Origin of the sequence: Pseudonocardia sp. TRM90224, from assembly GCF_021245725.1 — a bacterium.
GTDB lineage: Bacteria > Actinomycetota > Actinomycetes > Mycobacteriales > Pseudonocardiaceae > Pseudonocardia.
Genome location: NZ_JAJGSX010000016.1, coordinates 82,404 through 94,883 on the forward strand (window position 1 = coordinate 82,404; position 12,480 = coordinate 94,883).

The window sequence follows — 12,480 nt, forward strand, 5'->3', positions numbered from 1 at the left end:
CGCTACGCCGCGTCGCGGAGGCGGCGGAGGGCGGCGTGCACCTTGTCGCGGTCGTCCGTCGGCCAGAACGGGGGGAGGGACGCGCGCAGGAAGCCGCCGTAGCGGGCCGTCGCGAGGCGTGGGTCGAGGATCGCGACGACACCGCGGTCGTCCATGCCGCGCAGCAGCCGGCCGGCTCCCTGCGCGAGCAGCAGCGCCGCGTGCGTCGCGGAGACGGTGAGGAACCCGTTGCCGCCGCGGGCGTCGGCGGCCCGCTGCCGGGCGGTGACCAGCGGGTCGTCGGGGCGCGGGAACGGGATCCGGTCGATGATCACGCACGACAGCGACGGCCCGGGCACATCGACGCCCTGCCAGAGCGACAGCGTGCCGAACAGCGAGGTGGCCTCGTCCTCGGCGAACCGCTTGACCAGCAGCATCGTCGAGTCGTCGCCCTGGCACAGCAGCGGTGTGTCGAGTCGCCCGCGAAGCGCCTCGGTGGCCTGCTTCGCCGCCCGCATCGACGAGAAGAGCCCCAACGTGCGCCCGCCCGCTGCCTCCACCAGGCCGGCGATCTCGTCGAGGTAGGCGGGCGGGAGGCCGTCGCGACCCGGCGGCGGAAGGCGTTTCGCGACGTAGAGGATGCCGCTGCGCGCATGGGCGAACGGCGATCCGACGTCCATGCCCGACCACTTCGGTGCCTCGGGGTCGGGCACCGGATCGGTCTGCTCCGCCACCGTGGCTTGCGACGGGAGGCCCCACTGCCGGGCGAGGGCGTCGAAGTTGCCGCCGAGCGTGAGCGTCGCGGAGGTCAGCACCACCGTGGAGCGCCCGAACAGCCGCTCGCGCAACAGCCCGCCCACCCACAGCGGCGCCGCTCGCAGCACCTTGAACCGGCCGGAATCGGGGCCTTGCTCGGCCAGCCAGACGACGTCGTGCCGCTTCGCCGGGTCGGGCTCCTCGAACGCTGCGATCAGCCGCACCGCGGTGTCGGTGACGTCCTCCAGCGCGGCTTGCGCCAGCTTGCGCCCCGCCGCGGCGTCGGGCTCCTCGCGCCGCTCACTGCCGAGCGCGGTGCGGCAGCCCGCCGCGGCGTTGACGATCGCGGTGAGCGCCCCGGACGCCGCCTGCGGCATCGCGTCCCACCGGCCGGGGGCGAGGTCCTCCAGCATCAGCCCGAGGCCCTCGCCGGCCTCGGCGAGCCGGTCGGCGACGTCCTGGTCGATGATCTTGCCGAGCCGGCGGGCGGCGATGCTGACCATCCCGGCGGTCAGCTCGGCCGTCGCGACCCCGGTGACCCTGTCGACGAGCTCGTGGGCCTCGTCCACCACGACGACGTCGTGCTCGGGCAGGACGGGCCGGCCCTCCAGCGCGTCGATGGCGAGCAGGGCGTGGTTGGTGACGACGATGTCGGCCTTGCCCGCCTCCGCCTTGGCCTTCTCCGCGAAGCAGTCGTCGCCGACGGGGCACTTCGACGCACCTAGGCACTCGCGGGCCGTGACCGACACCTGCCGCCAGGTCGAATCCGGCACGCCGGGCACCAGCTCGTCGCGGTCGCCCTTCTCCGTGGTGTCGGCCCACTCGTGCATCCGCTTGATCGCCCGCCCCATCGCGGAGATCGCGAACGGGTCGAACAGCTGGTCCTCCGGCTCGTCGCCGCCCTCGCCGTGGAGCTTGTTGAGGCACAGGTAGTTGCGGCGGCCCTTCAGGATCGCGAACGTCGGCGCCCGGCCGATCAGCGGCTTGAGCGCCTTCGCCAGCCGCGGGAGGTCGCGGTCGACGAGCTGGCGCTGCAACGCGATCGTCGCCGTCGAGATGACGACCGTGGTGTTCTTCGCGATGGCGTGGTGGATCGCGGGCACGAGGTAGGCGAGCGACTTCCCGGTGCCCGTGCCGGCCTGCACGGCGACGTGCTCGCCCGTGGTGATGGCGCGGCGGACGGCGTCGGCCATCGTCCGCTGGCCCTCCCGCTCCTGCCCGCCGACGGCCTCGACGGCGGCGGTGAGGAGCTCGGCGACCCCGGGCAGGTCCTTCGTGGCGACGCTTCCAGGGAGCACGCGACGAGGCTACCCGGCACCCCCGTCAGCCCGTGGGGGAACACGGAAGCAACGCATCGGCACGCTCGAACGTCTTGCTGTTATCACATCGAACCGGGGGAGGGTTCATGGGGATGACAAGGTTGATCGCAGCGGTGGGGACCGCCGCGATCGCGATGCTCGTCGCGGCGGCGCCCGCCAGCGCGACGGAGGTCCGGACCGACGTTCCGGGCTGCGAGGCCGGCTGCGAGGTCGTGTTCGACATGCAGCTGCCCGACGACGTCCGCTTCGTTGGGCTGCAAACGACCGACCACGAGACGGGGCTCATGCGCGGCCTGCTCGCGTACTACGTCTCGGGGCAGCTGCACCACTACGCCGAGCCGGTCGAGCTGGGCGCGTTGGGGGACGCGAGCTGCGGCTACGACGGCGACGCGCAGCGGTGCCTCGTGACGTACGCGGTGGGGGCGCACGGCACGAACGTGGTGGCGCTGCACCTCACCTACACAGGCGGCATCCAGGTGACCGACGAGGTGGGCGGCGGAACCCCGGAACGGGTCCTGTCCGACCTGGATGGCAACGGCCGCGCCGACGCCAGCATCAGGGAGAGCACGTACGACCCGGCGTACGCGGCCGCGCCGCGCTTCTGGCAGACGTTCCTGGAGTACGACGGGCGCTTCGTCCGCACCGGCTGCGGGCCGGCGACGTTCGCGGACGAGCCGGCGCCCGTCGCGCCGCTGTACGGGAAGTGCGAGGCGACCTGACGCCGCGGGCCCTGGCCGGTGGGCATTCGGTGTACGGATCGTGGTGCTGGCCGACTTGCGGGTGTTGACGGCTGTCGCGGCAGCTGTCAACACCCGCAACTCAGGGAGGGCGCCCCGACTCCTCAGGACTCGCTCTTAACGCGCGTAGCGCTCCCACGGGCCGGGCATGTCGTCCGTGGTCTCGTCCCCGACGAGCTCGCGGAAATCGTCGAGCAGCCCAGGGTCTGCCTGGTTCGCGAGGACCTCAGAAGCGGGCAGGTAGCGCGGGCGCCGAGGGCGGTCATGCGGCGCGGTGTCATCCACGCCGCGACGGTAGCCGCCCGGCTAGGCGATCCGAACCCCCGCCGCCCGCATCTCGTCCACCGCACGTGCGGTCGTCTCCGCCGCCACCCCCGCGCACAGGTCGAGCAGGACGGTGGTGGTGAACCCCGCCGCCGCGGCGTCGAGTGCCGTCGCGCGGACGCAGTGGTCGGTCGCGATCCCGACCACGTCGACGGCGGTGACGTCGTGCGCGGCGAGCCAGTCGCGCAACGCCGTGCCGCCCGGTTCCGCGCCCTCGAACCCGGAGTAGGCCGCCGTGTAGGCGCCCTTGTCGAAAACGGCTTCGATGCGGGCGACGTCCAGCTCAGGGTGGAAGGACGCGCCGGGTGTCCCGCGGCGGCAGTGCGGGGGCCACGAGTCGACGAAGTCGGGAGTATCGGAGAAGTGCGCGCCGGGGTCGATGTGGTGGTCGCGGGTTGCGACGACGTGGTCGTACGCGCCCGTCCGCAGCTCCTCGGAGACGGCCGCGGCGACGGCGGCCCCGCCCGCGACGGCGAGCGAGCCGCCCTCGCAGAAGTCGTTCTGGACGTCGACCACGACGATCGCCTTCATCGGGTGCCCTCCAGCACGGTCGGGATCGCGGGCTCGCCGCGGGAGAGCTTCAGCCCCTCCCACGGCACGGAGACGAGCGCGGCGCGCAGGTGCTCGCGCGATTCCTCCAGCGTCGGGAGGCCGTCGAGCTGCTCACCGCCGCGGATCATCGGGATCGGCACGACCCGGTCGTGCGGCCCGGCCGTCGGCGGCGTGGCCGCGAGGTGCACGACCTCCTCGATCGCCGTCCCGGTCGGCTTGTAGCGGCGCAGTGCCGACTTCCGCCCACCGCGCGACTCCTTCGCCGCGCTGCGCTTGGCCACGGGCCGCCCGTCGACCTCGACGAGCTTGTAGACCATCCCCGCCGTCGGCGCCCCCGAGCCCGTCACGACCGACGTGCCCACCCCGTAGGAGTCGACCGGTTCAGCACGCAGCGACGCGATCGCGTACTCGTCGAGATCCCCGGACAGGACGATCTTGGTGTTGGTCGCGCCGAGCGCGTCGAGCTGGTCGCGGGCCTGCCGCGCCAGCTCGCCGAGGTCGCCGGAGTCGATGCGGATCGCGCCCAGCCCCGTCCCGGCGGCCTCCACCGCGAGCTCGACGCCGCGCCGGATGTCGTAGGTGTCGACCAGCAGCGTCGTTTCCGGCCCCAGCGCCTTGACCTGGCTCGTGAACGCCGAAAGCTCGTCGTCGTGCAGCAGCACCCACGCATGCGCGGCCGTCCCGGCCGTCGGGATGCCGTGGCGGCGCTCCGACTCCATGTTCGACGTCGCCGAGAACCCGGCGAGGTAGGCCGCGCGGGCCGCCGCGACGGCTGCGGCCTCGTGGGTGCGCCGCGAACCCATCTCGATGATCGGACGCCCCGCCGCCGCGGTCACCATCCGCGCCGCGGCCGAGGCCACCGCGCTGTCGTGGTTCATGATCGAGAGTGCCAGCGTCTCCAGCATCACGGCATCGGCGAACGTCCCCGTGACGGTCAGGATCGGCGACCCCGGGAAGTACAGCTCGCCCTCCGGGTACCCGTCGACGTCGCCGGAGAAGCGGTAGTCGGCGAGCCAGTCGAGGGTCGCGCTGTCGACCACCCCGGAGAGCGCCGCCAGCTCCTGCTCCCCGAACCGGAACCGCCGGATCGACTCGAGCAGCCGCCCCGTCCCGGCGACGACGCCGTAGCGCCGACCGTCCGGGAGCCTGCGGGCGAACAGCTCGAAGACGCACTGCCGGGACGCCGTGCCGTCGGCGAGCGCCGCGGTCACCATCGTCAACTCGTACCGGTCGGTGAGGAGCGCGGTGCTGACCCCGGCCGACGAGGGGCTACCAGTCATGCCATGACCCTATGTGCCGTGCAGCCCCACCCGGGAGGGTGTCACCATGGAGCCATGGCCGCGCCGCTACCCGCAACCACGCGCCAGGTCGATCCGTCGGTCGACGAGGACTCGCTGGCCGATACGCCCTGGCAGGCGATCGTGTGGAACGACCCCGTCAACCTGATGTCGTACGTCACCTACGTGCTGCAGAAGCTCTTCGGCTATCCCGAGCCGAAGGCGACGGCGCTCATGCTCGACGTCCACCACAAGGGCAAGGCCGCCGTCTCGGCGGGCGACAAGGACAAGATCGAGGGTGACGTCGCGAAACTGCACGCGGCCGGCCTGTGGGCCACCATGCAGAAGACTTCATGAACGGGTGGAAGAAGACCGGCAGGGGTAGCAAGGTCCGCCTCGTGGCCACCCTCGAAGCGCAAGAGGCCGCCGTGCTGCGCGGTTTGCTCACCGAGGTGCGCGGCATGCTTGCCGGCCGCAGCGACGACAACCCCGCCGACGAGCTCGCGGTGCTCACCGGGATCCGCACCGGCCCGTCCACCCGCCCCACCGACCGGGTCCTCGCGCGGCTGCTCCCCGACTTCACGATGGAGGACGCCGACCTCGCGGCCGGCCTGCGCTCCCTGCACGAGCCCGCCTTGATCGAGGCGAAGGACGCCGCTGCCGCGCAGACGCTCGACCAGCTCCCCGAGACCGGCGGGCGCATCGAGCTCACCCCCGACCAGGCCGACACGTGGCTCACCGCGCTCAACGACGTCCGGCTCGCGCTGGGCACGGCGCTCGACGTCAGCGAGGACATGCCGGAGGACCTCCCCGAAGAGGACCCGCGATCCGCGCACATGGGCGTCTACCACTGGCTGACGTTCGTGCAGGACTCGCTGGTGCAGTCGCGGATGCAGGTCCGTTGACGGGTTCGACCGACCTGCGCGAGCTACTCAGCGGCCTCGACCCGCAGCTGCGCGAGGGCGTCCACGTGTTCGCGACCGTCCCCCGCGGCACCCGTCTCGACGTCGAGCCGGTGGCGGTGTTCGAGGAGGACGAGGGCCGCACGCTCGTCCTGCGCGAGGACGACGCCGCGGCCGCCGGCATCACCGGCGAGTACCGCTGCGCCTGGATCACGTTGAAGGTGCACTCGTCGCTCGCCGCCGTCGGGCTGCTCGCCCGGGTGACAGGTGCGCTCGCCGCGCAGGGGATCAGCGTCAACCCGATCTCCGGCTTCCACCACGACCACCTCTTCGTCCCCCACGAGCGGGCGGCCGACGCCATGCGGGTGCTGGACGGGCTGCGCAACGGCGGTGCACACCGCCGCGCCGTCGTGGGCGAGTACGAGCTCGACGACGACCCGGCCCGGGTCGACCGCGACGTCGTATGGCGGTTCCTCTCCACCGAGGCCTATTGGGCGCGGTGGCGCACCCGCGCCGACGTCGAGACCCAGATCGACCGGGCGTGGCGGATCGTCGCCGCGTACAGGCGCGACACCGGCGAGATGGTCGCCTTCGCCCGCGCCGTCGCCGACGGCGTGTCGTTCGCCTACCTCGCCGACGTGTTCGTCGTCCCGGAAGCACGAGGCACGGGTGTCGGCGTCGCCGTCACGGCCGCGATGGTCGACGACGAGGTCGGCAAGCGGATGCGGTGGGTGCTGTTCACCGGCGACGCGCACACCTTGTACGCCAAGTTCGGGTTCGCCGCCCCCGACGACACGTGCATGGTCCGCGACATCCCGACCGCCGGCTGACCCTTCTGATGTGAGCCACGCCCGCTGGTGTGCGGTACGGGGGTCCGGGCCCGTACCCTCGTAACCGTGCTGGTGATCCGAGCCGATCTCGTGGACGAGATCGTCGCCCACGCCCGCCGGGACCACCCCGACGAGGCCTGCGGAGTCGTGGCCGGGCCGGAAGGCTCCGACCGCCCCGACCGGTTCATCCCCATGCTCAACGCAGCCCGCTCGCCCACGTTCTACGAGTTCGACTCGGGCGACCTGCTGCGGCTGTACCGCGACATGGACTCCCGCGACGAGGTGCCCGTGGTGATCTACCACTCGCACACCGCGACCGAGGCCTACCCGTCGCGCACCGACATCTCCTACGCCTCGGAACCGGAGGCGCACTACGTGCTCGTCTCCACCCGGGAGCCCGACACCCACGAGTTCCGGTCGTACCGGATCGTCGACGGCGTGGTCACCGAGGAAGAGGTCGAGGTCGTGGAGAGTTACATGTTCGCGCACACCGGCGCGGACGACATTCCCGACAACGACTGACCTCGCGCCGCCAGCAGTTCACGCCGACCGATCAGGAGTACCCGCATGGCCGTCACCGTCTCCATCCCGACGATCCTCCGCACCCACACCGGGGGTGAGAAGTCCGTCGAGGCCAAGGGCAGCACCGTCGCCGAGGTGATCGACGACCTGGAGGCCCGCCACAGCGGCATCGCCGGCCGGCTCATCACCGAGGGCAAGCTGCACCGCTTCGTCAACATCTACGTCGACGACGAGGACGTCCGCTTCTCCGGCGGGCTCGAGGCCCCCGTCGGCGAGAACTCGAGCGTGACGATCCTCCCCGCCGTCGCCGGCGGCTGATCCCCGGTGGCTCGGTACGAGTCGCTGCTGCACGCCGTCGGTGACACGCCGCTGGTGGGGCTGCCGAACCTCTCGCCGACCGCCGACGTGCGGCTGTGGGCGAAGCTGGAGGACCGCAACCCCACCGGCTCGATCAAGGACCGCCCCGCGCTCGCGATGATCGAGCGGGCCGAGGCCGACGGCCTGCTGACACCGGGCTGCACGGTCCTGGAGCCGACGTCGGGCAACACCGGCATCTCGCTGGCGATGGCCTGCAAGCTCAAGGGCTACCAGCTGATCTGCGTGATGCCGGAGAACACGTCGGTCGAGCGGCGCCAGCTGCTCCAGATGTACGGCGCGGAGATCATCTCCTCGCCGGCGGCGGGCGGCTCGAACCAGGCCGTCGCGATGGCGAAGGAGCTGGCGGCGCAGCACCCGGACTGGGTGATGCTCTACCAGTACGGCAACCCGGCCAACGCCGACGCGCACTACCGCACCACCGGCCCGGAGATCCTGCGCGACCTGCCCGCGATCACGCACTTCGTCGCGGGCCTCGGCACCACCGGCACACTCGTCGGCACCGGCCGCTACCTGCGCGAACACAAGCCCGACGTGCAGATCGTCGCGGCCGAGCCGCGCTACGGCGAGCTGGTCTACGGCCTGCGCAACCTCGACGAGGGGTTCGTGCCGGAGCTGTACGACCCCGAGGTGCTCACCGCGCGGTACTCCGTCGGGTCGCACGACGCGCTGCGCCGCACCCGCCAGCTCGTCGAGCAGGAGGGCATCTTCGCCGGCATCTCCACCGGCGGGATCCTGCACGCCGCGCTCGCCGTCGCCGAGAAGGTCGCGGGGGCGGGGGAGTCGGCGCAGATCGTTCTCGTGGTGGCCGACGCCGGCTGGAAGTACCTGAGCACCGGTGCCTACAGCGGCGAGCTCGACGAGGCGGCGGACGGGATCGAAGGCCACCTCTGGGCCTGAGAGACCCGAGGTTCTTCAGCTCCAGCCCGGTGCCGTCGCACGCGTCGCCGCGTAGCCTCGAGGACATGGTCGCCCCCGTGCCGGCCCCGCGCCGGTCGATCGCCCGCATCCTCCCGCAGTCGCCGATCCTCGCGGGCATCACGATGCTCTCGTTCACCGCGCTGCTTTACGTGATCGAGGTCGTCGACCAGGTCACCGGCGGTGTCCTCGACGAGGAAGGCGCGATCGTCTCGCGCGAGTTCAGCGGGCTCGACGGCGTGCTGTTCGCCCCGCTGCTGCACCACGGGTGGGCGCACCTGTTCGCCAACACCGTGCCGTTCCTCGTCTTCGGGTTCCTCGCGATGGCGGGCGGGATCGGCCAGTTCCTGATGGTCACCGCCACCATCTGGATCCTCGGCGGCCTCGGCGTGTGGCTCGTCGGGCCGGAGAACACCGCGACGGTCGGCGCGTCCGGCGTGATCTTCGGCTGGCTCGTGTTCCTGCTGACCCGCGGCTTCTTCGCCCGCAGCATGAAGCAGATCCTGCTCGCCGTCGTCCTGTTCTTCATCTGGGGCGGCGTGCTGCTCGGGGTGCTGCCCGGCCAGGAGGGCATCTCGTGGCAGGGCCACCTCTTCGGCGCACTCTCCGGCCTGCTGTGCGCGTGGCTCGTCGCCCGCGCCGACGGACGCAGCCGCCGCGCGCCCGTCGCGGCCCCGTAAGTTCCCCACCGTTCTGGGTGGATGCGCGCCGAAAACGCGCGCATGTGCCCAAAACGGTGGGGAAGTTCGCGCACCTAGACTCGGGTCGTGCCCCGTGACGTCGACGCCCCCATCGGGATCTTCGACTCCGGCGTCGGTGGTCTGACGGTCGCGCGGGCGATCATCGACCAGGTCCCGGCCGAGCGGCTCGTCTACGTCGGCGACACCGCCAACGCCCCCTACGGGCCGCTGCCGATCGCCGAGATCCGCCGCCACGCCCTCGCGGTCGGCGACTCCCTCATGGAACGCGGGGTCAAGGCGATCGTCGTCGCCTGCAACAGCGCCGCCGCGGCGTGCCTCCCGGACATCCGCGAGCGCTACCCGCTGCCCGTGATCGAGGTGGTCCGCCCCGCCGTCCGGCGCGCCGTCGCGGCCACCCGCAACGGCAAGGTCGGCGTGATCGGCACATCGGCGACGATCGCGTCCGGCGCCTACCAGGACTCTTTCATCGCCGCCCAGCACCTCGAAGTGACGGCCGTGGCCTGCCCGCGGTTCGTCGACTTCGTCGAGCGCGGCATGACCAGCGGCCGCCAGGTGCTCGGCCTCGCCCAGAGCTACCTCGAACCGCTGCAGCGGGCGAAGGTCGACACCGTCGTGCTCGGCTGCACCCACTACCCGCTGCTCGCCGGCATCCTCCAGATCGTGCTCGGCCCCGACGTCACGCTCGTCTCCAGCGCCGACGAGACGGCGAAGGACCTGGTCAGGGTCCTGTACGAGCAGGACATCGCACGCGAGCCCGACGGCGCCGCCATGCAGCACGAGTTCATCGCCACCGGCGACCCGGCGTCGTTCCGGCGGCTCAGCCGCCGGTTCCTCGGCCCCGAGGTCGGCTCGGTCTCCGCCTGGGATCGAGGGTCGGCGAATCAGCGGTCGGCCGCGAGCACCCCGGCGAGCAGCCCCGGGTAGAGCGCGTCGATGTCGTCGCGGCGCAGGGTCGTCATGCGCCGCGTGCCTTCGAGCCGCTGCGAGATCAGCCCGGCCTCGCGCAGCGTCCGCAGGTGGTGCGTGCGCGTCGACTTCGTGACGGGCAGCGGGATCTCGCCGCACGGCACACCGCCGGGCGCCTCGGCGAGCGCGCGCACGATGATCAGGCGCACCGGATCGCCCAACGCCTGCAGGACCGTGGCGATCCGGATGTCGGCCCGCTCGGGCTGCGGCATCAGCGCTGACTCGGCTGTGATCACCGCTTCATTGTACGACGAGCATGGTAGTTCGACACACGTCGTAGTACGGTCGTCATCGAACTAACAACCGATCCGCCCGGAGGACCCTCGTGTCGTCACGGCCCCTGCTGCTCGCCGGAGGCGCATTCGCCGTCGGCACCAGCGCCTACGTCATCACCGGCATCCTGCCCGCCGTGAGCGCGGAGCTCGGCGTCTCCATCACCACCGCAGGCCAGCTCAGCACCGTGTTCGCGCTCGCATACGCGATCAGCGCGCCGGTGCTCGCCACGGTCGCCGGCCGCCTCGACCGACGCACGCTCCTCGTCGCAGCGCTCGCCCTCGCCGGCATCGGCAACGCCGTCTCCGCGCTCGCCACCACCTATCCGCTCCTGCTCGGCAGCCGCATCATCAGCGCGCTCGGCGCCGCCGCGTTCACCCCCGCCGCCACCGTCGTCGCCACCCAGCTCATGCCGCCGCACCGCCGCGGCAGCGCCGTCGCACTCGTCTTCGGCGGCCTCACGTTCGCGCTCGTGCTCGGCGTCCCCATGGGCACGCTGCTCGGCGCCGGTCTCGGCTACCGCGGCGTCTTCGCCATCATCGCCCTCGTCTGCTTCGCCGCCGCGCTCGCAGTGCGCGCCCTCCTCCCGCAGGTCAGCGCCCCGCCCGTGATCCCGCTGCGGGAACGCTTCGCCGTCGTCCGCGACCGCAGGGTCCTCACCGTGCTCGGCGTGACGGTCTTCGGCGTCCTCTCCGCGATGAGCGTCTACGTCTACGCCGTCCCGTTCCTCGCCGCCTCCGCCGGCGTCACCGGGCCGGCGGTCGGCGTGCTCCTGCTCGTCTACGGCCTCGGCGCGCTGCTCGGCAACTTCCTCGGCGGCCGCGGCACCGACCGGTTCGGCAGCAAGCGGACCCTCGTCAGCAGCATGGTCGTGTTCCTCGCCGTCGTCGCCACCCTGCCGCTCACCGCCACCAGCGTCGCCGGCGCCGCTGCCGCGTTCTTCGTCTGGAGCATCGTCACCTGGACGTTCAACCCGCCGATCCAGCACCTGCTGCTCGGCATGGCCCCCACCCACGCCGGCGGCCTGCGCCTCTCGATCAACGCGTCCGCGATCTACCTCGGCGCCGGGCTCTCCGGAGCCGTCGGCGGCCTCGTGATCAGCTCCATCGGCGTGCTCGCACTCCCGATCGTCGCCACCGCGCTCATGCTCGTCTCGCTGGCACTCCTGCTCATCGGCGCACCGCACCGCACCCGCGAGCGGCCCGTCGAGGTGCCCACAGCGCTCGCCTCCAGCGGCTGACGGTAGCGTCCGGGGGCCCTCCCGCCCCCGGACCCGAGGCCGAGCATGATCACTCCGCTGGTTGTCGCCACGATGGTCCTGACCGGACTGCTCGCGCTCTTCGGCCTGACCATCACCATCCTGAACCGCCCACCCGACCGCGTCGCCCGCATCGCCGTGTGGGCCGTGGTCGCGGTGCTGGCGCTGCAGGCCGTCATCGCGGCAGTCCAGGTGTTCGCCGGCACCGCACTGCCCGAGACCAGCACCTTCCTCATCTACCTCGTCCTCTCGGTGTGCGTCCTGCCCATCGCCACCCAGTTCGCGACCGCCGAACCCACCCGATGGGGCGGAGCCGTCATCGCCGCCGGCGCGATCGCGACGCTCGTCGCCGTGCAACGCATCCAGTCGCTGTGGATCCCCCTTGGCTGAGCCACCCCGCGCCACCGCCTCCGGTCCCGGCCGCGTCCTCATCGCCGTCTACGGCATCTTCGCGCTCTCCGCCACCGCACGAGCCGGCGTCCAGATCGCCGGCAGCTTCTCCGAAGCCCCGATCCCGTACCTGCTCTCCGCGCTCGCCGGAGTCGTCTACATCCTCGCGACCATCGGACTCGCCGGCCACGGCCCCGGCTACCGCAAACTCGCATGGGGAGCCGTCGGCTTCGAACTCCTCGGCGTGCTCGCCGTCGGCACCCTCTCGATCATCGACGCCGCCGACTTCCCCGACGACACCGTCTGGTCCGGCTACGGCCGCGGCTACGGCTTCATCCCCCTTGTACTGCCGATCGTCGGCCTTTGGTGGCTGCGCCGCACCGCACACCCGAGATAACGTG

17 protein-coding genes are annotated in these 12,480 nt (G+C 72.1%); 12 read left to right on the top strand and 5 right to left on the bottom strand.

Features of this window, described 5'->3' with window-relative positions:
* Positions 1–2: 2 nt before the first annotated feature.
* A complete protein-coding gene (locus LL648_RS22660; protein ID WP_232664689.1) occupies positions 3–2,033 on the bottom strand; it encodes an ATP-dependent DNA helicase in 2,031 nt (676 codons plus the stop codon).
* Positions 2,034–2,146: 113 nt separating this feature from the next.
* On the opposite strand from LL648_RS22660, the gene LL648_RS22665 reads away from it, so the two are divergent.
* Positions 2,147–2,773: a hypothetical protein gene (locus LL648_RS22665; RefSeq protein ID WP_232664690.1), complete on the top strand. Its 627-nt coding sequence runs from the start codon at positions 2,147–2,149 to the stop codon at positions 2,771–2,773.
* 135 nt (positions 2,774–2,908) lie between these two features.
* Here LL648_RS22665 and LL648_RS22670 read toward each other — a convergent pair whose 3' ends face one another.
* The 3 genes from LL648_RS22670 to LL648_RS22680 are packed head-to-tail and all read right to left on the bottom strand — an operon-like array spanning position 2,909 to position 4,947.
* Positions 2,909–3,076: a hypothetical protein gene (locus LL648_RS22670; RefSeq protein WP_232664691.1), complete on the bottom strand. Its 168-nt coding sequence runs from the start codon at positions 3,074–3,076 to the stop codon at positions 2,909–2,911.
* Positions 3,077–3,097: 21 nt separating this feature from the next.
* On the bottom strand, positions 3,098–3,646 hold the full coding sequence (locus tag LL648_RS22675; protein WP_232664692.1) for an isochorismatase family protein: 549 nt from the start codon (positions 3,644–3,646) through the stop codon (positions 3,098–3,100).
* Positions 3,643–4,947, bottom strand: a complete 1,305-nt coding sequence (locus tag LL648_RS22680; protein WP_232664693.1) for a nicotinate phosphoribosyltransferase — start codon at positions 4,945–4,947, stop codon at positions 3,643–3,645. Before LL648_RS22680 ends, LL648_RS22675 begins: the two co-directional genes overlap by 4 nt.
* A gap of 54 nt (positions 4,948–5,001) precedes the next feature.
* Between LL648_RS22680 and clpS the strand changes: the two genes are divergently transcribed.
* The 8 genes from clpS to murI all read left to right on the top strand — a co-directional run bounded on the left by clpS (position 5,002) and on the right by murI (position 10,116).
* Positions 5,002–5,301, top strand: a complete 300-nt coding sequence (clpS, locus tag LL648_RS22685; protein WP_232664694.1) for an ATP-dependent Clp protease adapter ClpS — start codon at positions 5,002–5,004, stop codon at positions 5,299–5,301.
* Positions 5,298–5,849: a DUF2017 domain-containing protein gene (locus LL648_RS22690; RefSeq protein WP_232664695.1), complete on the top strand. Its 552-nt coding sequence runs from the start codon at positions 5,298–5,300 to the stop codon at positions 5,847–5,849. Before clpS ends, LL648_RS22690 begins: the two co-directional genes overlap by 4 nt.
* Positions 5,846–6,676, top strand: coding sequence for an ACT domain-containing protein (locus tag LL648_RS45330; RefSeq protein WP_308190379.1), 831 nt, complete (start codon positions 5,846–5,848; stop codon positions 6,674–6,676). Before LL648_RS22690 ends, LL648_RS45330 begins: the two co-directional genes overlap by 4 nt.
* Positions 6,677–6,742: 66 nt before the next feature.
* Complete coding sequence (locus LL648_RS22705; RefSeq protein ID WP_232664696.1) at positions 6,743–7,198, top strand: Mov34/MPN/PAD-1 family protein; 456 nt, start codon at positions 6,743–6,745, stop codon at positions 7,196–7,198.
* Between the two features lie 45 nt (positions 7,199–7,243).
* A complete protein-coding gene (locus LL648_RS22710) occupies positions 7,244–7,516 on the top strand; it encodes a MoaD/ThiS family protein (protein ID WP_232664697.1) in 273 nt (90 codons plus the stop codon).
* 6 nt (positions 7,517–7,522) lie between these two features.
* Positions 7,523–8,473, top strand: a complete 951-nt coding sequence (locus LL648_RS22715; protein ID WP_232664698.1) for a PLP-dependent cysteine synthase family protein — start codon at positions 7,523–7,525, stop codon at positions 8,471–8,473.
* Positions 8,474–8,538: 65 nt separating this feature from the next.
* Complete coding sequence (locus LL648_RS22720; RefSeq protein WP_232664699.1) at positions 8,539–9,171, top strand: rhomboid family intramembrane serine protease; 633 nt, start codon at positions 8,539–8,541, stop codon at positions 9,169–9,171.
* An 87-nt stretch (positions 9,172–9,258) separates the two neighbouring features.
* On the top strand, positions 9,259–10,116 hold the full coding sequence (murI, locus tag LL648_RS22725; protein WP_232664700.1) for a glutamate racemase: 858 nt from the start codon (positions 9,259–9,261) through the stop codon (positions 10,114–10,116).
* On the opposite strand, the gene LL648_RS22730 is transcribed toward murI, so the two are convergent.
* Positions 10,074–10,370 (bottom strand): helix-turn-helix domain-containing protein, encoded by a 297-nt coding sequence (locus tag LL648_RS22730; RefSeq protein ID WP_255686272.1) that lies wholly within the window; start codon positions 10,368–10,370, stop codon positions 10,074–10,076. The two genes, murI and LL648_RS22730, sit on opposite strands and share 43 nt — an antisense overlap.
* 113 nt (positions 10,371–10,483) lie before the next feature.
* Between LL648_RS22730 and LL648_RS22735 the strand changes: the two genes are divergently transcribed.
* From LL648_RS22735 to LL648_RS22745, 3 genes are read left to right on the top strand one after another with little or no spacing between them, the layout of a single operon-like run.
* Positions 10,484–11,671 carry an MFS transporter gene (locus tag LL648_RS22735; protein WP_232664701.1) on the top strand — a complete coding sequence of 396 codons (1,188 nt, stop codon included), beginning with the start codon at positions 10,484–10,486 and terminating at the stop codon, positions 11,669–11,671.
* 45 nt (positions 11,672–11,716) lie between these two features.
* On the top strand, positions 11,717–12,079 hold the full coding sequence (locus tag LL648_RS22740) for a hypothetical protein (RefSeq protein ID WP_232664702.1): 363 nt from the start codon (positions 11,717–11,719) through the stop codon (positions 12,077–12,079).
* A complete protein-coding gene (locus tag LL648_RS22745) occupies positions 12,072–12,476 on the top strand; it encodes a hypothetical protein (RefSeq protein ID WP_232664703.1) in 405 nt (134 codons plus the stop codon). The genes LL648_RS22740 and LL648_RS22745 overlap by 8 nt, the downstream gene beginning before the upstream one ends.
* Positions 12,477–12,480 lie beyond the last annotated feature (4 nt).